The following is a 22,237-nucleotide window of genomic DNA, read 5'->3' on the forward strand; positions in this document are numbered from 1 at the left end:
CGGGGTGAGTGGAATGGAGAAGCTGATAGAACGGATCAAGGGTGAGTTATTGGCACAAGCAACGATAGAGAGTGTTGATCCACTGGAACCCGTAAAGGTCCGCAGCGTGCCGAAGCCCTGGAAGGTGCTGGGAACCGGGAATTACGCTGCCGTATTCTATCATCCGGAAGCTCCCGGTTATGCAGTGAAGGTGTACGCCCCGGGCAGGCCGGGCCTTACGGAAGAAGCAGAGGTGTACCGCCGCCTCGGCCGTCATCCGGCATTCTCCGAATGCTATTACAGCGGACCGGACTTTCTGATCCTGAAACGGCTGCAAGGAGTTACCTTCTATGACTCGATGAAACGGGGAATTCTCATCACCGCGCAGGCCATAGAAGATATTGACAGCGCGCTGGGTTATGCCCGGTCCCGCGGACTCCACCCGCATGATGTCCACGCCAAGAATGTGATGGTTCAGGACGGCCGCGGCCTGATCGTAGATATATCCGATTTCCTGAAGGATGAGGACTGCAGCATGTGGGAGGATTTCAAGAAGGCGTATTATCACCTGTACCGGCCTGTTGCCTCCCGCTGGATGTTTCCGGTTCCCCGGCCCATTCTGGAGATCGTCCGCAAGGGCTACCGGTTGTGGCGGCGGTTGAAGGAATAAGCTGGGCGGTCACTTATTTCTATTACCGGAGGATGGAGTAGTAGGCGACCGATTCGTCGATCAAGCGGGATAACGTCAACTCACGGAAGCGGCTGTTTACCGGGTATGGAGTAAAGGCGGCATGAGAGTTTACCTGATGCGCATGTCTTCCGTGCTCCGCGGTAACAGGAACCCTGGCCTGAAGAATGCCGGATAAGGCGGATTGCAGCAATCCAAGCTGACCTGTTGCCCACTCCTGCTCCTTGCGGCGCAAGGTTACCACTATCTCCTCCACTGTTGAATGGTGAATACATCTCAGAGGAGCCCCCCATTTCGTCAAATCAAAGGATTGTCCACTTCGTGTAATCTCGATCTCGCATGCCCCGTAATGAATTTGTTCTCCCCAGGTGAGCCGCAGCAGCAGATATAATGAACCGGCCCGGACCGGTCTGTTGGCGAACGAAGGAGTGGTATCAAATGCAAAGAGTTCAATCTGCGATAGCTTGTTACTATTCATGGATACTGCCCTCCTGAAGTTCCATAGGCACTATTGATGTTAAATGATGGGTTTGTTTCGCCCGGTCCAGATACCCCGTAAGCTGGGCTTCATTCTCGCAAACGGCCGCATGCTCCAGCCAGATACTATATTTAGTTTTACGGACAACAGACAGATGCAAGGGGAATTTGTCACGGGACCGGAGGACATACCAGCCGTCAGGCATACTTTTCCAGGGTTCCTTGAAGGCTGTCCACAAAGCCAGCCGCTTGCGCGTCTGCCAGTCACGTTCCTGCTGCTTGTCTCGGATGCTAGTGTAAATATTGTACAGCACCTGTTCATTCGAACAAGTGAAGGAGGCTGAGGCTCTGCAAAAGTGAAACAGCGTTTCGATCTGCTCTGCCCCAAATCCGTAACCTACAACATACCGTTACTTGCCCTCTTCGTACCACAGTACCCCAAAGCTCGTATACTCCAGACTTACCGGATCCAGCATATGCGGATGAATGCCCAAATAATAGGTTTTCGCTGTCTGTATCTCTGCCACTCTTCAAGACTCCCTCCAGTTGCTCACAGGAACTCAGCATAGGTGTTAATGGGAATCATACACGCAGTTCTATTCCATGTAAAAAGCGCAACCGGCCTTAAAGGTCAGCCATAGCACATATCCCGGCAGAAAGTGAGAATAATCCTGCTTATTCTTGGTGTCACCATGGTTTTTCTTCCGTATACGTTAGTTTGTTGCCTTCTTAACGGGATCTTAACTGATGGCAGAATAGTCTTATAAGTTCTTAATCCCGCCGCTTCACCGCCGTGATTTCCGGTAATCCCGGGGCGGGAGGCCGGAGATCATCTTGAACACCTTGCCGAAATGGGTGAGGCTCTCGAAGCGGGCAATGTCTATATTCTCCTAATCGGGTGACTTGAAAATTAAGGTTTGATATAGCCGGCTCCATTTACAATGGTAGGGATAGTTACAGCTAATTGAAAATGGACAGGAGCGCGGCCAATGCAATATACCAACCCCGTAATCCCAGGATTTCATCCCGATCCCAGCATCTGCCGGGCAGGTGACGATTATTATCTGGTGACCAGCACATTTGAATATTATCCGGGAGTACCCATTTTTCACAGCAGGGATCTTGTTCATTGGCGTCAGATTGGACACTGCCTTACAACGGCCGGACAGCTGCCTCTGGAGAATGCAGGGAGCTCCGGCGGAATATACGCCCCGACGCTCCGCTATCATAACGGCTGGTTCTATATGGTGACCACCAACGTTAGCGGAATGGGCAATTTCTTCGTCAAGACACAGAACCCGGAAGGTCCCTGGTCACAGCCGTACCCGGTTGCGCAGAGCGGCATCGATCCTTCCCTGTTATTCGATGAGGACGGACGCGTCTACTTTCAGTCCGCCCGGGACGGTGAGCAGGGGAACGGGATCTACCAGTGTGAGATTGATATCGAAACCGGGTGTATGCTGACAGAGAGTATGCTGATCTGGAAGGGAACCGGCGGCGCTCATCCCGAGGCTCCGCATGTCTACCGGAATAACGGCTGGTACTATTTGATGATCGCCGAGGGCGGAACGGAATACGGGCATATGGAGACTATCGCAAGAAGCCGCCAGCCTTACGGGCCTTATGAAGCTTGTCCGCATAACCCGATTCTGTCCAACCGCAGTATGCACAGCAGCATACACGCTACGGGTCATGCGGACCTGATTGAAGCGCAGGACGGCAGCTGGTGGGCGGTTTGCCTGGGGATCAGACCGGTCTCTTATCCGATGGGGCATCATTTGGGCAGGGAAACTTTTCTGGCTCCGGTGACCTGGACGGCTGAAGGCTGGCCGGTGATTGGGAACGGCGGCCACATCGAGCCGGTTATGGACTCGCCGCTGCTGCCGGAAGTTCGCTGGCCGGAGAAGCCTGTGCGGGACCACTTTGACGGCACCGGGCTTGGCCTGGACTGGACTTTTCTGCGCAATCCCGCAGAGGGAAGCTGGTCGCTGGAGGAACGGCCGGGCCATCTGGTGCTGCATGGCCACGAGGCCACGCTGAATGAAGCGGCTGCGCCTGCTTTTGTTGGCCGCCGGCTTAGTCACTTCACGGCCAATATAGCAGCAGCGCTGGATTATGAGCCGCAGCATGAAGGAGAAGAAGCCGGGCTTACGGTGTATAAGAATGAGAGGCATCATTATGAGCTGGTCCTCCGCACTGCGAACGGCCGGAGAGTCGCCGTGTTCCGGCGGACGGTCGGTTCGCTTCGGGTGGAGCATGTAGAAGAATGTCCGGCCGGACCGGTTATTCTGAGGATTAAGGCGCTGCCCGGCAGCATAGAAGCCTCGGTTCAAAGCCCGGAGTCCGGGGTGACGGAACTTGGCAGCGGAGAGACACATCATCTCAGCACAGAAATCTCCGGAGGATTCACAGGCGTATTCGTTGCGATGTATGCAACGTCAGGGTCTGGGCTGGCTACTCCGGCGGCGTATGACTGGTTCGATTATGAGCCGCTGGATCAGCCCGCGGTATAGAGTATGGAGCAGCGGTTCATGCATATCTGCTGTATGGACCGCTGCAACTGCTGCCTTGGCGGCGGGGTCACCCGTCCCCGCTGGAGTTTAAACTATAACTGATTGAGCTTGCTTTCAGGCTCTTCATCATTTCCTACACGTTTTATATTATTTATGAAGAAATCATATCTTTTTTTATGGAATTTTCGGCCATCAGGCATTCCTGCTGTATGAGGAGTAAGGATCACATTACCCAGATTCCGGAGCTCACTGTCAATGGGAAGCGGTTCCGATTCAAACACATCCAGGCATGCGCCTGAAATATCCCCGTTTTTTAAGGCATCTATCAAATCTCTTTGATTGACAATCCCGCCCCGGGCTGTATTGATGAAAAGACTGGTATTCTTCATTTTGCTCAATGCCGCTTTGTTGATCAGCTGTTTGGTTTGCGGAGTCAAGGGTACATGTACACTGACTATGTCCGATGTGCTTAGAAGAGTATCGAAATCTGTCATTTTCACCAAACCGTCAGATTGAGGAGCAGCATGTCTCGCATAAGCCAGCACATTCATATCAAAAGCCCCGCAAAACGCAGCTACTTTTTTGCCGATAGCGCCCAAACCGATAATCCCAATCGTTTTACCGTTTAATTCACTCCCTGTATAGTCCAATTGATGTTCATCCAGCTTGTTTTTCATGAAATGATCAAGAAACGGTATGTTTTTATAATAAGACAATATCAGTGCCATTACGTGCTCGGCCACTGCCTGTGCATTCACTCCTGCAGCATTGGCCACCCAAATACCAAGCTGTGTACAGGCAGGGATATCTACATTATCAAATCCTGCACCCGTCTGTACCAATTTTAGTTTTTTGGCGTTAGCAAGCAGGCTGTGATCCACTTTAATATGTTCAGGGATGAGTACCTGGCAATCTTCAATATGATGCAGCATTTCTTCTCCGGGCGGTACAATAACCACGTTCCAGTCTTGCGGAAAATACCTTACAATATTTGATTTTGCGGTCTCGTTAAAATAGCCAACGATGAGAATCTTCATTACTTAACCACCTTTCATATTTTTAAACATACTGAATAATTTTGTAAAACACAAATACTACTGCTGATTGCGGTAAGCCTTCGGGGACCTGCCGTACGTTTTTTTGAAGAGTCGGGTGAAGTAGTTGCTGTCATTAAATCCGCACCTATAGGAGATTTCGGTAATGGGGTGTCTGGTTTGCCTGAGCAGAGAGCAGGCCTGTTCCAGCCGGAGGCGCTGAATATAAGCAATCGGTGTAGTCTGATAATACGCCTGGAAGATCCGGTTCAAATGCCGGACAGAGATATCGGATTTGGCGGCAATGGAATCAAGGGTAACCGGTTCATGATAGTGATCCTCGATATAGGAGATCGCACTGGCGAGGTGCATCAGGCTGTTGTCCACGCCCTTCTCCTGAGTGTCATAATGTCTGGACAGATAAACGACAAGCTCCATGAATCTGGAGGCGAGCATGGTCTGATAGCCGTGGTGCTTCTGCTCATATTCGGTAATCATGCCGGCCACAAGCGATGACACATATTCCAGGCTGACGATGGGGAGGTTCATTTTGCTTTTATAGGTGTTAATGCTGCGGTAAAAGGGTTCTAATACAAACAGCGCCTGATAGCCGTTCAGCGTTCTTAAGTCCGGTCCGGCCAGCTTGAGCATATCGGCTTTGTACATAATGTTGCAGATCTTGAAATCATACGGGTCCTTATACGCATGCGGAGTACCGCCGTTAATGACGAATACATTGCCTTTCTTGATAAAGGCTTCCTCATCATTGACGATATGCGAAGCATGCCCCTTCAGCACAATCACAAGCTCCGAGAAATCCGCATGCATATGCAGATCCATATCTTCCTCATGGCCGCCGTATTGAATAAAGAACGGGAAATGCTCATCGGTCGTGAACCAGTTCAAATATACATTGCTCATAAAGCTCCCACCTCTGAAATACGTGTTTGTCTATATAATGCTAGTCTGCGACTCGAAAATCAAGGTTATCCGCCAACATCGGCGCTAAAATGAGACTGTAAACGCATTCAGCAAAAGGGGATGAGAGAGATGAAGGCAACACTTTCAAGAAAACTAGGCACGGCGCTTCTGGCAGGCACGCTGCTCATTTCGGCAGGCTGCAGCAGCAATGCGGGCAATAACGCCGGGGATGCTGCGAACGGGAATACCAGCGGAAATGATACAGCTCCGGTCACCTTTACCTTCTTTGGTGCAGATGCCAGTCCGAACTGGAACAAGATGCAGGATGATATCGGCAAAGAGATTACTGCCAAGACAGGGGTTACCCTGAATGCGGAATTCGATGTCGGCAGCGGCGGCGGTCAGGACAAAATCTCCATGATGGCAGCCAGCGGGGATTATCCCGAACTCATCTATGCCAAAGGCGAGCTGGGCAAGCTGGTGGATGCGGAAGCCGTCCTTGATCTGACCGATCTGATCGACAAATACGCGCCTAATATCAAAAAAGTAATGGGCGATAACATGAACCGGATGAAATACAGTAACGACAACCAGGCCATTTACTCGATCCCGACCAATGTCGGTGTGGATAACCAGAATTTTGATGCAACCAACGGCTTTCAGATTCAGCACCGCGTATTGAAGGAGCTTGGCTATCCGGAGGTCAAAACGGTGCAGGATTATGAGAATGTGCTTAAGGAATACGCGGCCAAGCATCCGACCACGGACGGGCAGCCGACCATCCCGATGACAGTGAACGCGGACGGCTGGAAGGTTATGATTACCGTCACCAATCAGGGGGATGTCACTACAGGCGGAACCAATGACGGCGAATATTATGTGAATCCGGAGACGTATGAGACGATGCTGCATTATAAGAAACCGGAGGAGAAGGAGTACTTCCGCTGGCTGAACCATATGTATAATGAAGGGCTGCTCGATAAGGACTCTTTTGTCCAAAAGGATGATCAATACAAAGCCAAAATCGCCAGCGGCCGGGTACTGGGTCTCACTTCTGTAGAATGGGAATATCAGGATGCGGAAAATGCCCTCAAAGCGGCTGGCAAAGATGAGTATACGTATGCGCACTTCCCGGTGACGCTGAGTGAGAAGTATAAGGATCATGCGATGCAGTCAGTAGGAGTGGACGGCTATGGCATCAGCATCACCACTGCCTGCAAGGATCCGGTCCGCGCAATTAAATTCCTGGACTGGCTGTCCTCGGAAGAAGGCCAGGTGCTGAGAAACTGGGGCATCGAAGGCAAACAATACAATGTGGACAAAGGACAACGTGTCATTCCTGCTGATATTCTCGACCAGAAGGTTAACGATGCCGCAAATTTCACCAAGAATACAGGGATTGGCTTATATTCCATCCTGGGTGTCCGCTACGGTGACGGGGTGAAGGATTCCACGGATAATTACTATACCACGAACTTCCCCGAACAGATCCTTGCCGAATATTCGGATGCAGAGAAGGAAAGCCTGGCCGCTTATAAAGCGACAACCTGGAAGGATCTCTTCCCTGCGGAGGATGAATTCCCGGTCAAAGAGTGGGGCGCGCTGTACAACATGCCGGTGCCAACCGATGGGGACTACCAGGTCATCTATCAAAAAACACAGGATATCGTCCACAAGCGCATACCGGAAGCCATCCTCGCCAGCACAGCCGAGTTCGATACAATCTACGATGATTTCATTGCAGAGCTGAACAAAGCCGGTGCTGAGAAGATGGAGAAGGAATATACGGAGCTGGTAAAAGCGAGAGTGGAGCTGTTTACCGGGAAGGATGTTGAGTAGGAGCATATGAAGAAACAGCGGCAATCCGGGACGGGGAAATAAGGTCCCGGATTGCCGCTGTTTGATTTAGCTGCCGCGCTCAATTTCTATGGCTGCGATTTATCGTTTAGAAATTTGACAACCTCTTCATAGGCGATTTGCGCAGGCCCCGTCTGTAGTTGGTAGATATAATCATGAGGCAATTTATTTCCGCTGCCTGTCCAATAAACACTTGTAACGTCAACACCCTTAGCTCTGAGAACGGCGTCCATTTCGTAGGTTTGAGGTTCCAGAGGATCAGCATCACCTGCGGTTATAAATGTTGCCGGATATTCGGAGGTGATATTTTTTACAGTTGAAAGCTCGTCTAATCTGGAGTAGTTTTCGTAATCTTTCTGTCCAGTGTAACTCCAGGCATATTTTCTAAACCCGGGGAAGTTATCCCGTGCTACAGTATCAAAGTCATATACACCATTCAATAACAGTAAGCCTTTCACGTTTGCAGCCGGTATATCCAAATTTACCCCGACTTGCTGTTCAAGAGTGGGATTAGTAATCATCGCTCCCAGCTGACTTGATATTTGCGCACCCGCTGAGTTACCGCCGATGAAGAGCTTTGCAGGATCTGCATTGTATTCCTCAGCATGAGTCTGCAGATAATGGATTGCTGCTGCGGCCTGCTGTATGGGAGCCGGATATCTGTACTCAGGAGCGAGCGAATAATCCAGGGAAGCCACAACATATCCTTCCGACGTTAAGAGTTTCGAGAAGGAACCCACTTGTTTCGCAGTACCTACGGTCCAGCCGCCGCCATGTATGAATAAAATCAGGGGCTTAGGCTTGTCTGATTCAACGCCAAAGGTATACATGGTTATCTGCGCATCGGGTAAACCCTCGACAGGAATACTGATTACGTCACTTTCTTCAACATCTATGATTTGTTCAGCGTACGGACCCACATTTACAGCATTCTCCTGGGTACTAATTAATGCTCTAAAAATAGCCACAAAAGGACGCGGTGTTAGCTGGTTTACAACGACAATTGCGATGATCAGGATAGCTATAATACTTAATGTGATTCCGGTTTTCCTGCCGATCCTGAATTTTTGAACTGATATGTTCATGGTGCCCTCCTAATGAGATTTCTTTGGGTCGAACCGGAATTTAAAAGGTACATTAATCGTTGTGAAGGAATGTTAGCCCTTTGGTATTTTCCGGTAGCTTGAAGGAGAGAAGCCCGAAATCTTCTTAAAGAGCCGGGAGAAATAATAAGGATCATGAATACCCACGGCCGAGCTGACCTCTTTAATGCTCAGTTCAGTAAGATCCAGAAGATGACCTGCCCGCTGGATCTTGAGCCGCAGGAAATATTCAATCGGAGAGACTCCGGTTTCGGAATTAAACAAATAGATCAGATGCTGTTTCGATACTCCTACATGGTTAGCCAGCTCAATGAGTGAAATGGAGCCGCCCATGTGTCCATTCATGTATTGAACCGCCTGCTCCAGATAAGTTTCGCGTTTCTTCTCTTGTGCGGATTTCCCGGCGCTCAGGCCAATTCCGGAGAGCAGCTGCCTTACGGTCTGCGCAACATGTATATGTGTAGTCAGGGCATAAGTCCGTTCGGCCAGCATCTCAAAGGCAGGGACGAACCATTCAATTAAACGGGCTTTACCGCTTGGTGATAATGAGAGGGGAGCATTAGATAAACCGAACAGCTGCACCAGTCTATTCGCGTGGCTTCCTTTGAAATGAAACCAGTAGATACTCCAGGGGTTCTCCTGCATTGCCCCATACCTGTGTGCGGTTTCGGGAGGAATAATCATCATGTCTCCCTGCTGCAGGTGCATGCGTTCTCCATGATTCAGCTCGATCCAGCCCGCTCCGGCTTCGCAAAAGATAAAGATATGCGACGGGCTGCCTTCCAGGCGTTCCCTGAAATGATACTGGGCGTTAGGGAAATAACCGATGTCCGTAATAAATAAGGAAGCAGTCAGCTCCTCCTGCTCCAGCTCCTTCATCCAGTATTCCGGAAGCACATATAGCTTCTCCTCGACAAACCCTTCAGGCTTGCGAATATGGTCATGACTCATTTCTGCTGCCCTCCCCCTGTTAAGGGAATATATAGAATCACTAAGCAATAAACGAAAAGCGAATAGGAACGGAGGGGGAATTTGGAACTGTAGGAGCGGTAGCGACCGCCTTTGTCACCGGATTTCAAACCGCGGACAGCGGCAATAATCAAGAAATCTGGTGACAACAGCGGCCGGAAGTCCAAATGTTCACCGTAGTGACGAACACGCTTTAAGTTTAATGCTTTTGGGCTTCTCATATATTTTCGAATAAGAATATAATCCATCACTTCCCGCATTTCGTCAATTGGAACCTTCCCCGGCAGACGCTAAAGTATAACTATCAAGACTAGGGAGGCAGTTCAAGCATGAAGCAAGAAGCTGTAGAGCATACATTGGAGGCGTCTCCAGCCGGATCTGGCCAAATCCAAGTTCGGGTGTGGGAGACAAGTGTGTTGATTCCTACGTATGAGGCGGGAGAAGCTGACCCCAATCCTATGTTTCTGGAGAAAAGAGTCTATCAGGGAAGCTCAGGCCGCGTGTATCCTCACCCGGTAATCGAGTCCATCTCGGATGTGAAGGCCGATAAAAACTACAAGCTGGTGATCCTGGAGAATGAATATGTCCGGATTGAAATTATGCCGGAAATTGGCGGCAGAATCTACCGGGCACTCGACAAGACCAATAATTACGACTTCGTCTACTATAACCGGGTCATCAAGCCGGCACTCGTTGGCCTGGCCGGGCCTTGGATTTCCGGGGGGATTGAATTCAACTGGCCGCAGCATCACCGCCCGAATACCTTCGGTCCGGTAGAATACCGGTATGAGCAAACCGAAGATGGAAGCGCTACAGTATGGGTCAGTGAAATTGACCGGATGTACGGCACCAAGGTTACCGCCGCCTTCAAGCTATATCCGGGCAAAGCTTACCTGGAGATTAATGCTCAAGTTTACAACCGGACACCTCAGCCGCAGACCTTCCTGTGGTGGGCGAATCCGGCTGTGGCGGTCAATGATCATACGCAATCGGTGTTTCCTCCGGATGTAACTGCCGTATTCGACCATGGCAAGCGCGATGTATCCCGGTTCCCGATCGCGACCGGCACCTATTACAAACAGGATTATTCGGAAGGTGTAGATATTTCCCGCTACAAGAATATCCCGGTTCCGACTTCTTATATGGCTTATAAATCCGATTATAATTTCGTCGGCGGCTATGATCACGGCGTAGAAGCTGGGCTGCTGCATGTGGCGAATCATCATGTTTCGCCCGGCAAGAAGCAATGGACCTGGGGCAATGGAGAGTTCGGCCAGGCGTGGGACCGTCAGTTGACCGATGAGGATGGCCCGTACATTGAGCTTATGACTGGCGTATACACGGACAACCAGCCTGACTTTACCTGGCTGCAGCCTTATGAGGAGAAGACCTTCACGCAATATTTCATGCCTTACAAGCAAATTGGGGTCGTGAAAAATGCTTCAATTGACGCAGCTGTCAACTTGGAGATTGATGCTGAATCCGGTCAGGCATTGGTTAAGGTGTATGCGACCTCAAAGCTGGAGCAGGCAGTCGTAGAACTTAGCGGGGCAGCCAACTGCTACCTGCGTGAGACGGTGGATGTGTCCCCGGTGGATGTGTATCAGACAGTTATAACACTGGAGAACGGTGAGCAGGAGCATGACTTGAAGCTGTCCGTCCGGAATGCGGAAGGCCGACTGCTGATCTCCTATCAGCCGAAACGTCCGGATATTGAGCGTATTCCCGATGCTGCCAAGCCGCTCGCGGCGCCGGAAGAGCTGCGTTCAGCAGAGGAGCTGTATCTGGCAGGCCAGCATCTGGAGCAATACCGGCACGCTACGTTCGAGCCGGAAGCCTACTATCTGGAGGGCTTGAAGCGGGACAGCGGAGATATCCGGCTGAATGTGGCATATGGAATCCTGCTGCTGCGCCGCGGACTTTACAAGGACGGTGAGCAGCATTTCCGCAAAGCGATCGAGCGGTTGACCTGGCGGAACCCTAACCCTTATGACAGCGAGGCTTACTATCAGCTGGGTGCCGCACTTCGCGGCCAGAACCGTTTGGACGAGGCCTATACTGCTTTTCACAAATCAGTCTGGTCGGCAGCCTGGCAGGATGCAGGTTACTTCTCTCTGGCGCAAATTTCAAGTCACAAGGGAGAGTATGCGGAAGCGCTTGACCAGGCGGAACGTTCGCTGATCCGCAATTCACGCAATTACAAAGCCCGTAATCTGAAGGCAGCTATGCTCCGCAAGCTTGGATTATTGGAGCAGGCCAAGGCATTCGCTATGGAAACTATGGGTCTGGATATCGCTGATTTCGGTGCCTATAACGAGCTGGCGCTGGCACTGCGTGCACTGGAAGACACTGCTGGTGCTGAAAAGGTTCTGTCCGAACTGCATCTGCTTATGCGCAGGGACGCACACAACTATCTTAATCTGATCTCAGACTATATGGACAGCGGCCTGCTGCCAGAAGCCATTGAGATTGGCGAAAGAGCTGTTCCTGCCGGAAGCTCCGTGTATCCGGTGCTGCATTACGTTCTTGGAGAGCTGTATGCACGTACGGGGCAGCTTCAGAAGGCAGAAGAGCAGCGCCGTGCCGGCCAGTCCGCAGATCCAGCCTATTGCTTCCCTAACACTTTGTTTGAGCTGGCACTGCTGGAGAGCACCGTTGAGGCCAGTCCGGAAGATGACAAGGCGCATTACTATCTGGGCAACTTCTTTTATGATAAAAAACGCCCGGAGGAGGCTATCGCAAGCTGGGAGCGTTCACGGGAGCTTCGGGGGGATTACGCTACTGTTCACCGTAACCTGGGACTCGCCTATTTCAACAAGCAGGACAACCCGCAGGCGGCCATGGCTTCGCTTGAGCAAGCGTACGCCTGCTCTCCGGAAGATGTGCGGATACTGTTTGAACTGGACCAGCTCCGCAAGAAGCTGGCCTGGACCTCAGCAGAGCGCCTCGCCATTCTTGAAACGAAGCGCGGCCAGGTGGAGCGGCGTGATGATCTTTTCGTCGAATATGTTACGCTGCTTAACAATCTTGAACGGTATGATGAAGCTCTCGTAGCCTTAAGCTCACGGAATTTCCACCCTTGGGAAGGCGGGGAAGGCAAAGTAACCGGACAATACAAGTTCGCCCATACGGAGCTTGGCAAACAGCATCTGCAGGCTGGACTTTACGGGGAAGCGGTTGCCCGCTTCAAGCAGGCTCTCGTCTATCCGCTGAATCTGGGTGAAGGCAAGCTGGAGGGTGCCCGGGAGAACAATATCTACTATTACCTCGGTATGGCCTACGAAGCTCTGCAGCAGAAACAAGAAGCCATCGCCAGTTATGCCATAGCTTCACAGGGACTGGATGAACCGGCAAGCGCGATGTTCTACAACGATCAGCCGCCGGAAATGATTTTCTACCAGGGGCTGGCGTGGCTGAAGCTGCATAATGAGAAGGAAGCCAAACGCCGCTTCAATAAACTGATTGATTATGCGGAGAAGCATATTTTTGATGAGATCAAAATGGACTACTTTGCGGTGTCGCTGCCGGACTTCCTGGTATTTGAGGATAACCTGGACCGCCGCAATGTGATTCACTGCCGGTATATGCGCGGACTGGGATTGCTTGGACTCGGACGTACCCTAGAAGCTGCTGAGGAGCTGGAAACGGCTCTATCCATGGAGCCTAATCATCAAGGTGCGATGATTCACCGCCGCTTATGTGTACAGAAGTGAAGGGTCAGATCGGGTTAGAATACACAGGTGAAAGGACGTGGGTATCCTGATTAATGAAGGGCGTTACACTGCAAGACTGGAAGAGGGCTGGAAGTTCCAGCCCGGTCCTGTAACCCGAGGCGAGCAGGAAGGATGGCAGGCTTCAGGCTTGCCGTCCCCGGTTACGGTCTCCGTTCCGCATACCTGGAATGTACAGGAGGGTCTGGAGGAATACCGCGGGGCAGGCTGGTATGAACAAATGTTAACAGTCCCTGACGAGTGGAAGGACTGCCGGATACGGCTTTCCTTTGAAGGGGCTTACCGCGATACGGATATCTGGGTTAATGGTGTAGAGGCAGGCAGCCACTACAATTCCGGCTATACCCCATTTGAAGCGGATCTGACCCCATATATTCATGCGGGAGGCGGGAACCGGCTTGTGATTCGAGTGGACAACAGCAACAGTGACGTGGCGTTGCCCCAAGGCAACAGCTTTGACTGGGCCGATGACGGCGGGCTGATCCGGCCGGTAACGCTTGTCGTCACAGGATTGGCGTCCATTCAGCAGCTCAAGGTGGAACCGCTGGTCATCTTCGCTGACCAAGGCGGACATACGGACGGCAAGCTATCTGCACGCATCAAGCTATGTGAACCATCAGCCGTTGCGCTCAGTGCAGACATTGCCGTCTACCGCAAGGATATCCGCATTTGGCAGGGAACCGAAGAGGTCACAGGCGGGGCCTTATCCTGGAGCTTCACAGACATCCTGCTGCCGGAGGTTGATTTGTGGCATTTTGACCATCCGGACTTGTATGAGCTTGAGATTGTACTGCGCACAGGGGATCAGGTCCAGGACCGGGTAGTCCGCCCGTTTGGCTTCCGGGAGATTGTTGTTAAGGGACATGAGCTGTGGCTGAACCGCGAACCGGTCCGGCTGATGGGTGTGGAGTGGATGCCTGGCTCGAATCCGGCGACTGGAATGGCTGAGAAGCAGACAGATCTGATTGCGATGCTTGAGCGGTTGAAGGAAGCGAATTGTGTCATTACACGATTCCACTGGCAGCAGGGAAATGATTTGCTGGACTGGTGTGACCGCAATGGTCTGCTGGTTCAGGAGGAAATTCCGCATTGGCAGCAGCCTTCAGAGCCGGGGAAGGAGACCTTCGCACTCGCCCTGTCTCAAGCCAGGGAGATGATTGATAGTCATGCACATCATCCGTGTATCTTTGCCTGGGGGATGGGGAATGAGCTGGATGGCCAGTCTGCAGTGACCCTGCATTATATGGAGCAGCTGAAGGCGGAGCTTCTGCAGCTAGACCCGAGCCGGCTGATCAATTATGTAAGCAACAGTGTTCTTTATCAGCCTGACAGGGATGCCACTGGTGCGGGTGATCTGCTCATGTGGAACGAATATATCGGAACGTGGCATGGAGATTTGGATGAGCATAAGGTCATCCGGCAGATTATTGCCGATTATCCTGATAAGCCCATTGTTGTGGCTGAATATGGGCTTTGTGAACCGGTGTTTGAAGGCGGGGACGCCAGAAGAACCCAGTTGCTTATCGAAAAAACAGAAATCTACCGCCAGTATCCCCAGTTCGCGGCATTAATCTTCTTCAGCCTAAATGATTACCGTACGCAAATGGGCGAAGAGGGTGAAGGGAAGCTGAAGCAGCGGATCCATGGTTCTGTAGACATTTATAACCGGGTGAAGCCGTCGTTTGCTGCCTTGCGTGAGATTTCTTCACCGCTCATGCTGGTAGAGTTACCAGTCTGGCACGACGGAGCGCTTGAGGTAACCCTGACATGCCGGAAGGATATTCCCAGCTATGCCGTGCGGGATTATTATTTAACGGTGTCCTCAGCAGGCGAGGAAGGAACCAGATTAGTCATTCCAGATATGCAGCCGGGAGATCTCCTGACCTTGAACCTCCCTGTGCAACCAGCGCCCGGACAGCAGCAAGTGCTTACCGTGTATCGGCCGAACGGGTACAGTGTAGTTGAACGGGAATTGAACTAAGGAGAGTCAGACCTTTATGAAGAACTACCCGATCAAAGTAAACGATGATAAAAAGAATATATTCTCAGGTCATATTAAGCTTGGCGGCGTGAACCCTTCGGGCGAACGGATCAGCTTTACGAACTATTATATGGAGAAGAACGGGGAGCCGTTTTTTGGTGTGTGCGGTGAATTCCATTTCTCCCGGTATGATGAAGCCTACTGGGAAGATGAGATTATTAAGATGAAGATGGGTGGCGTTAACATCGTCACGACTTATATTTTCTGGAATTTGCATGAAGAAATCGAAGGCATATATGAATGGGCAGGCAATAAAGACTTGCGCCGGTTCATTCAGCTATGTGATAAGCATGATCTGTACGTCATGATCCGTATCGGCCCTTTCTGTCATGGGGAAATGCGAAACGGCGGGATGCCGGATTGGCTGTTCGGCCGCCCGTTCGAGGTCCGCTCCAATGAAGAAGGGTATCTGGCCTATGTGCGGAGGCTGTATGCGGAAATCGGTTTGCAGGTGCAGGGCTTGCTGTACAAAGAGGGAGGGCCGATTATTGGCACCCAAATCGAGAATGAGCATAATCACTCTTCGGCACAGTGGGGCCTGACGACCGGCATCAATAATATGTGGCTGAATGGCGGCAGTGACGGTAACGAACATATGCTGCTGCTGAGAGATCTGGCGATTGAGGCAGGAATCGATACGCCTATTTATACATGTACAGGCTGGGGCGGTGCTACGACACCAGTACCAGATATGCTGCCATTGTGGGGCGGATATGCGTATTGGCCGTGGATTTACTATGAGACGGACCGCTTTGACGGGATTAAGGAGCATCCGGCAACGCCGGAGTATATTTTCCGCGACAAACATAATAACGACCTTCCGAAGAGCTACAATTTCGAGCCCTTCTACCAGCCGGAAGACTATCCGTATGCCTGTTGTGAGATGGGCGGCGGGATGGTTCAGTTCTATAAATACCGGTTCGAGTTTCCGTATAACAGCGTTCCGGCCATGTCTGTCATGAAGACGGCGGAGGGCTGCAATATGCTCGGATACTATATGTACCACGGGGGTAGCAATCCTAAGGGAAAGGTGAATCCGTTCACGAACGATCTGGCGACACCGAAGATTTCCTATGATTTCAATGCGATGATTGGTGAATTCGGACAAGTGCGCGAATCGTACAAGCGGACGAAGCTGCAGCATTATTTGTTCACCGGGTTCCAGAATCAGTTCGCTTTGACCAAGACGATTCTGCCGGGCGACACCTCGGAGAATGATCCGTACGATGTGAGTGAATTACGCTATGCCATCCGTTCACATGAAGGCTCCGGCTTCCTATTCCTGAACAATTTCCAGGATCATGTCGAGAATCATGATTTGCAGGATATGAACGTCAGCATTGAGCTTCCCGGTGAGACGATTACGATTCCGGCTCAAGGAGAGCTGACGCTGGGCAGCGAGAGCTTTGCGATTCTGCCGTATAACTTCGATCTGGCCGGTATTACGCTGAAATATGCAACCGCGCAGCTGATTACGAAGCTGGATGTGGAAGAAGAAGTGTATTATTTCTTCTTTGTGCCGGAAGGAATGAAGGGCAGTTATGCGCTGCAATCGGACGATGTGGCGGGTATTGAGACCGAAGTCGGTCATACCAGGCAGCTTGATGATCTGACGATCATTGAAGTGGAAGAGCAGACTTCGGGCATCGTGCGTCTTGTGTCTGCTGCAGGCAAGAAAGTTGTCATCTACACTATGACGGATAAGCAGAGCCTCGGGTTCTGGAAAACCGAAGTCCGCGGCAAGCAGCGTGTCCTGTTCACGGACTCGAATCTGCTCGTATCGGGGGATGAGATTAAGCTGGAATCCACGGATCGGGAGGAAGTCACGCTAAGTGTGTTCCCTGATTTTGAAGCTGGTTTAGGTTCGGTATCGGGCGGAGAGCTGGTGGAAGCATCAAAGGACGGTTTATTCACAACCTACAAACTGCTCGCACCGAAGAAAGATATTGCTTTTACATGGACGAAGGTCAAGGAAGAACGGGCGGTTCTTGAATTCGCATCCGGCTCTCTGGACGGTGTCAAAGAAGCCTTGCTCCAAATAGATTATACCGGCGATATCGGCTATGCCTTCATTGACGGTGATCTCATTAATGATAACTTCTGCAACAACACGACTTGGGAAATCGGACTCAAGCGGTTTGAAGAGCGGCTGGTTGACAAGGGAATGTATCTCTATGTATCACCGATCCGCAAAGGTACTGTCGTGACTAGTAATACGACGATGGCAGGCTGGAATGAGACCGCTGCTGAGCTGATTGCCTATATTGCTTCCATTCGTGCAGTTCCTGTGTATGAGCTTGTGATTAGAACGGAATAAGACGCGAATCCCCAAATTAGGAGTGATAATAATGAATTCAGTCATTCAAAAGTTACCGCGCAAACTGACCATCACCATGTGGGATTTCTCCTGGTACACGATGACCCTGCCCGGCGAGCCTTATCACGATTTGGCCGCACGCTTCCAGGAAGCGGTGGATAGAGGCTACAATACGGTCCGGATCTGTGCGATGCCGTTCTTATTGTTCACGGCGGAAGGTAAACGGCCGGGACTGCTGCATTTCGGCAGCCTAGGAGAAGTAGGGCAGCGGACACGCTGGTATAATTGCCGGGGCGGTGCCGAGCTGGACGGGCATGCCCACCTGCTGGAGCTGTTCAGGCAGGCCAAGGCACATGGCGTCTACATCATGCTGTCTTCCTGGGAATATCAGCAGAGTCCGAGCTTCCTGGCGTATCCCGCGCTGCGCGACGAACTGGCCGCTATCGCTCCTAAGGAACGATTTATGGCAATCGCCAGCTCCATGGATCAGCTCATCCGGTTGGTTAAAGAAGAAGGCTTCGCCAGTCAGATCGTCTATGCCGAGCTGCATAACGAGGTGGAATTCGGACAGCTTACCGCTGTCGGCGTGGAGCAGGGAATCGGAGAGACGGATACGCCTAAGCTGGTAGAAGCGATGCAGCCTTACATAGAAGAAGCGGTGGATTATCTCCGGGCACAGCATCCCGACATCCTGATAACGGCCAGCTATACGCTGAATGAAGCCTATCCGAAGGCTTATGTGGCCCGCAATATGCAGGTCGCCCATTATCATCTCTATATTAAAGGCGTATTAAATGAACTCATGGATGCAGCCGGATTAAATGATGAACAAATGTCATTTCCGAACGCCTTTGTCCGGTCTTTATTAAGAGAGGATGCACCTCCCTTTGAGAAGTGGACACTGCCGGCAGGGCAGGAATGGCGGATGGAGGGCAATCCGGTCGGGATGAAGCTCATCTACCTGCATGATTGGGCCGATCCGGACCGGTGGGACCTCTATTTATATGACCGTTACGGTGCCCATAAGCTGGCTATGCTGCAAAAGGCGGATATGCGCCTGGAAGAAGCCCATGAGTGGGCCTCGCATTCCGGCATACCGGTCGTTATAGGTGAAGGTTATGTCGGTTATACCCCGCTGCATGCAGGTTTCGAGGAAGGACCGGTCGGCAAATTCATTGCCGAGTATTCGCTGCGCAAAGGTATGGCGCTGGGCTTCTGGGGAATGACGTTATGCTCCAACTGTGCACCGCATCATCCATTCTGGAACGACATCGCCTGGCAGCAGAAGTGGAACCGTTTCATTCTTGAGGCGGAATAGCTGCTGCATATGGGCAGCCCTGCCTTGCTTGCTACGGTATTGCAATCTTATGGACAGCCTGTCACTGGCAGGGCAATTTGCCCCATGGTATATTGAGTGTACTAAACAACGGTTCGTTCCAGTATGGGTAACAGGAGGGAGACTAGATGTTGGAGCATTCCTGCCGGAGGTCAGCTGACCTTCCTTACTCTATATATCTTAAGCGCGTTTATGAGCCGGCGGCTCCGGGGGACGGGTACCGGATACTGGTGGACAGGCTATGGCCGCGGGGAATTACGAAGCAGCAGGCTGCCATAGACGAGTGGATGAAGGAGCTTGCTCCAAGCCCCGGGCTGCGCCAATGGTTCGGCCATATACCAGAGCGGTTTGCGGCATTCAGTAACAGCTATATCCGGGAGCTGGAGGAAGATCCGGCGCGGGGAAGACTTGCTGCGGAGATCGCAGAATTGGCGCTGGCGCAGGACGTTACACTGATATATGCCGCGAAGGACCCTATACACAATCATGCGCAGGTACTATATAAATGGCTGCTTTCCCGTCAATAAGCACACGGACCGCCCCGAATCGTAATGATTTGGAAGGCGGTCCGTGTGCTTTTTGGTATACCGGGTTCATGGGCTGCGTACTTAGCCCGCAATCTATCTGCTGCTCAATTGAAGTGCCGGTCCGAAGAACTCGTAATGAATCTGTGATTCTTCCATTCCGAGCTTGAGTAATTCTCCGATCATCGCTTCCATAAAAGGTACAGGTCCGCAAACATACGCATCGCCGGTAATGTCCACATAACTCTTCAGAATCTCACCTGTAATGACGCCGTCCGGACCGCCGGAGTAGAAGAATCTGGTCTTGACGCTGCTCATGGCAGCCGCATGTCTGTCGATATCCCGGCGGAAGGCGGCAAGCGCCTCGTTCCGCGCGGAATGGAGGAATACCGCCGGCCGGTCCGGTGTTACTGCGGCAACAGCCTCGAACATGCTCATCATGGGGGTAATACCTACGCCGCCGGAGATGAACGCTACAGGTGTGGTTTTGGTAACATCGAGCAGAAATTCGCCTGCCGGAGCGCTGACTTCAACAATGTCTCCTTCGTTCACCTGGTTATGAAGATAGACGGATACCGCACCATTCGGATCATTCGTCTCTTCACGTTTCACGGAAATACGGAATTCATCTGCCCGGGGAGCCTGCGACAGGCTGTATTGGCGGATCATGGTGTATTGCTCTCCGGGAATCAGCACACGGATAGAGATGTACTGGCCCGGCTTGTAATCCGGTACGCCTAAGCCGTCCGCCGGCTTCAGATAGAACGATGTAATACTGCCGCTTTCCTGAACTTTACGCACAACGGTAAAAGGCTTGAAGAAATTCCAGCCATTGTCCTGTTCGCGCGCTTCCTTATACATGCTGTCTTCGATGCCGATAAAAGCGCCTGCAATAACTCCGTATGCTTCTTCCCAGGCTGTAAGAATCTCATCCGTTGCTGCCTCGCCCAGCACTTCCTTGATCGCCTTCAGCAGAAATTCCCCGACAATCGGATAATGCTCCGGCTTGATGCCGAGGCTGACATGCTTGTGTGCAATCTGCACTACCGCGGGCAGAATATTCTCAAGATTATCTATGTGGACTGCCGCTGCGTAGACCGCATTGGCCAGTGCCGCCTGCTGGCGGCCTTGCGCCTGGTTGGCATGGTTAAATACATTCAGCAGTTCCGGGTGGGCTTCGAACAGATTCCGGTAAAACACCGTTGTAATAGTGGTGCCGTGTTCCGCCAGGACTGGCGCTGTGGATTTGACAATGTCACGGGTTTGTTGTGATAAAATAACGGTCATCCCCTCTCCATATAGTACAAAATTAATATATACGCTTTTTAAGATAAAAGATATATTTAAAATACCACTTTAACAAAATAGACAAAAAATATGATATCATCTGTAAATAATATCACTTACATAAGGCGGAATCAGCGTTCTCTTTCTTCGCTTATGGATAAACAGCACTTAAATAATCACAATTCTTCCAAAGAGGCCAAACCGGCGTTATATAGATGCTGTTTTTCCACTTGCTTGTTTTGTTGCCGAGGGGACTTGCTAAACTTCCTTCTTGCTTGGACGTTGTATCTGTCCGTGTGACATCGAATTTCCTTGTAAAAGGCCGGCAAAGCCTGTTCTGCTTGATGGAAGCCGCTGTTCGCGGCAGCAATCCGTTGACTGCATTGCATTTGTAAACAGAATGGAGAGAAGAGATGAGGCTGACGTTATATACCGACTACTCCTTGCGAATCCTCATGTATCTCGGAGCGAAGCAGCGGGAAGAGCTTACAACTATACAGGATATCTCCAGCGCATATGGCATTTCCAAGAATCATCTGATGAAGGTCTCGCATGAACTAGGCAAGGCGGGCTATATTGAAACGGTCAGAGGGCGCGGGGGAGGGATCAGGCTTGCGCTTGCGCCGGGGAAGATCAATATCGGGGAGGTCGTACGCCGGATGGAGGATGATTTCTATCTCGTCGAATGCTTCCATCCTTCAGGCGGCAGTTGTCCGATCTCCCCGGTGTGCGGACTCAAAGGCGTGCTGGGCAGAGCCCTGCAAGCTTATCTGCAGGTACTGGGCGAGTATACGCTTGAGGACCTGTTGATGAATAGAGATGATCTGCGTGCCATTCTGCAGGAGAGCAGCAGCCGTGCTACTCCGCGAACAGAAGACGTTCCTCATCCCGGCTATGAACCGCGTTCACTACCAGCAGTGCGTGGAACTGGTGAACAACCTCAGGAGTGAGACCTTCTTCTGCCAGCATTACTTTGACATCCTGAACTATAATCCGCAGTAAATCATGATCACGTGCAAGCCGGAGAACTGCGTCTTGCAGGCCGGGATTCTTCCCGGCCATCTCCTGATAGAATCCGTCCTCCTCCGCATCGGCGTGGCTGATAATCCGCGTCTCCCAGTACTCGATTAAATGCTCGGCGGCCTGGTGCGCCACTTCGAATTCCTTCGCTTCCAGCAGTTCCTCCATTTCTTCCGTCTTGGCTATAGCGCCGGAGAGCCCGCCCTGATGAATGGCATGGTGAGCGTGCAATTGGCGCAGTGAGGGTCCTGGCATATTGCTTCATCCTCCCGTTTTTGTGTCAGTATAACACAGAGATTTGTAATGTAATTCCCGCTAAGGCATTCCCCGGACAAGAAAGAGGGAAGTCCCTAACAGGCCCCCTGCCGGGTACAATAAACGGCCAGAACCAAGCTTTTCTCCTCAGCGGGAAAGGCTTATTTGCATTGGATTCAGATCAA

The 22,237-nt window shown here is 51.4% G+C and carries 17 protein-coding genes; 9 read left to right on the forward strand and 8 right to left on the reverse strand.

Features of this window, described 5'->3' with window-relative positions; genetic code table 11:
• The first annotated feature begins 13 nt into the window (after nucleotides 1–13).
• The gene (locus P40081_RS08320) at nucleotides 14–649 is read left to right on the forward strand and encodes a serine/threonine-protein kinase (RefSeq protein WP_042134675.1); all 636 of its coding nucleotides are present in this window, start codon (nucleotides 14–16) and stop codon (nucleotides 647–649) included.
• A 22-nt stretch (nucleotides 650–671) separates the two neighbouring features.
• Here P40081_RS08320 and P40081_RS08325 read toward each other — a convergent pair whose 3' ends face one another.
• Together P40081_RS08325 and P40081_RS08330 are read right to left on the reverse strand one after the other, a co-directional pair.
• The gene (locus P40081_RS08325) at nucleotides 672–1,145 is read right to left on the reverse strand and encodes a hypothetical protein (RefSeq protein WP_042134676.1); all 474 of its coding nucleotides are present in this window, start codon (nucleotides 1,143–1,145) and stop codon (nucleotides 672–674) included.
• On the reverse strand, nucleotides 1,138–1,458 hold the full coding sequence (locus P40081_RS08330) for a hypothetical protein (RefSeq protein ID WP_042134678.1): 321 nt from the start codon (nucleotides 1,456–1,458) through the stop codon (nucleotides 1,138–1,140). Before P40081_RS08330 ends, P40081_RS08325 begins: the two co-directional genes overlap by 8 nt.
• Nucleotides 1,459–2,133: 675 nt before the next feature.
• Here P40081_RS08330 and P40081_RS08335 point away from each other — a divergent pair.
• Nucleotides 2,134–3,657: a glycoside hydrolase family 43 protein gene (locus P40081_RS08335; protein WP_042134679.1), complete on the forward strand. Its 1,524-nt coding sequence runs from the start codon at nucleotides 2,134–2,136 to the stop codon at nucleotides 3,655–3,657.
• A 92-nt stretch (nucleotides 3,658–3,749) separates the two neighbouring features.
• Here P40081_RS08335 and P40081_RS08340 read toward each other — a convergent pair whose 3' ends face one another.
• Complete coding sequence (locus P40081_RS08340) at nucleotides 3,750–4,694, reverse strand: NAD(P)-dependent oxidoreductase (protein ID WP_042134681.1); 945 nt, start codon at nucleotides 4,692–4,694, stop codon at nucleotides 3,750–3,752.
• A gap of 57 nt (nucleotides 4,695–4,751) precedes the next feature.
• A complete protein-coding gene (locus P40081_RS08345; RefSeq protein WP_042134682.1) occupies nucleotides 4,752–5,612 on the reverse strand; it encodes a helix-turn-helix domain-containing protein in 861 nt (286 codons plus the stop codon).
• Between the two features lie 129 nt (nucleotides 5,613–5,741).
• Here P40081_RS08345 and P40081_RS08350 point away from each other — a divergent pair, with 129 nt between their 5' ends.
• Nucleotides 5,742–7,451, forward strand: coding sequence for an ABC transporter substrate-binding protein (locus P40081_RS08350; protein ID WP_042134685.1), 1,710 nt, complete (start codon nucleotides 5,742–5,744; stop codon nucleotides 7,449–7,451).
• Between the two features lie 86 nt (nucleotides 7,452–7,537).
• Here the strand turns inward: P40081_RS08350 and P40081_RS08355 are convergent, their stop codons facing one another.
• Together P40081_RS08355 and P40081_RS08360 are read right to left on the reverse strand one after the other, a co-directional pair.
• A complete protein-coding gene (locus tag P40081_RS08355) occupies nucleotides 7,538–8,554 on the reverse strand; it encodes an alpha/beta hydrolase (protein ID WP_052421723.1) in 1,017 nt (338 codons plus the stop codon).
• A gap of 72 nt (nucleotides 8,555–8,626) precedes the next feature.
• Nucleotides 8,627–9,523: an AraC family transcriptional regulator gene (locus P40081_RS08360; protein WP_042134687.1), complete on the reverse strand. Its 897-nt coding sequence runs from the start codon at nucleotides 9,521–9,523 to the stop codon at nucleotides 8,627–8,629.
• Nucleotides 9,524–9,870: 347 nt separating this feature from the next.
• Between P40081_RS08360 and P40081_RS08365 the strand changes: the two genes are divergently transcribed.
• The 5 genes from P40081_RS08365 (at nucleotide 9,871) to P40081_RS08385 (ending at nucleotide 19,493) form a co-directional block, all read left to right on the forward strand.
• Nucleotides 9,871–13,254 carry a tetratricopeptide repeat protein gene (locus P40081_RS08365; protein WP_042134689.1) on the forward strand — a complete coding sequence of 1,128 codons (3,384 nt, stop codon included), beginning with the start codon at nucleotides 9,871–9,873 and terminating at the stop codon, nucleotides 13,252–13,254.
• A gap of 37 nt (nucleotides 13,255–13,291) precedes the next feature.
• Nucleotides 13,292–15,253, forward strand: coding sequence for a glycoside hydrolase family 2 protein (locus P40081_RS08370; RefSeq protein ID WP_042134691.1), 1,962 nt, complete (start codon nucleotides 13,292–13,294; stop codon nucleotides 15,251–15,253).
• A gap of 16 nt (nucleotides 15,254–15,269) precedes the next feature.
• A complete protein-coding gene (locus P40081_RS08375; RefSeq protein WP_042134693.1) occupies nucleotides 15,270–17,630 on the forward strand; it encodes a beta-galactosidase in 2,361 nt (786 codons plus the stop codon).
• A 31-nt stretch (nucleotides 17,631–17,661) separates the two neighbouring features.
• The gene (locus tag P40081_RS08380) at nucleotides 17,662–18,948 is read left to right on the forward strand and encodes a cellulase-like family protein (RefSeq protein ID WP_042134695.1); all 1,287 of its coding nucleotides are present in this window, start codon (nucleotides 17,662–17,664) and stop codon (nucleotides 18,946–18,948) included.
• Between the two features lie 146 nt (nucleotides 18,949–19,094).
• Nucleotides 19,095–19,493, forward strand: coding sequence for a DUF488 domain-containing protein (locus P40081_RS08385; protein WP_042134697.1), 399 nt, complete (start codon nucleotides 19,095–19,097; stop codon nucleotides 19,491–19,493).
• Nucleotides 19,494–19,586: 93 nt separating this feature from the next.
• Here P40081_RS08385 and hmpA read toward each other — a convergent pair whose 3' ends face one another.
• Nucleotides 19,587–20,768, reverse strand: coding sequence for an NO-inducible flavohemoprotein (hmpA, locus tag P40081_RS08390; protein WP_042140868.1), 1,182 nt, complete (start codon nucleotides 20,766–20,768; stop codon nucleotides 19,587–19,589).
• Nucleotides 20,769–21,190: 422 nt separating this feature from the next.
• Here hmpA and P40081_RS08395 point away from each other — a divergent pair, with 422 nt between their 5' ends.
• Nucleotides 21,191–21,727, forward strand: a complete 537-nt coding sequence (locus P40081_RS08395) for an RrF2 family transcriptional regulator (RefSeq protein ID WP_042134699.1) — start codon at nucleotides 21,191–21,193, stop codon at nucleotides 21,725–21,727.
• Here the strand turns inward: P40081_RS08395 and P40081_RS08400 are convergent.
• The gene (locus P40081_RS08400) at nucleotides 21,636–22,052 is read right to left on the reverse strand and encodes a hypothetical protein (RefSeq protein ID WP_042134701.1); all 417 of its coding nucleotides are present in this window, start codon (nucleotides 22,050–22,052) and stop codon (nucleotides 21,636–21,638) included. The genes P40081_RS08395 and P40081_RS08400 overlap by 92 nt on opposite strands.
• Nucleotides 22,053–22,237 lie beyond the last annotated feature (185 nt).

The sequence above is a fragment of the Paenibacillus sp. FSL P4-0081 genome, assembly GCF_000758565.1.
GTDB classification, from domain to species: domain Bacteria; phylum Bacillota; class Bacilli; order Paenibacillales; family Paenibacillaceae; genus Paenibacillus_AQ; species Paenibacillus_AQ phytohabitans.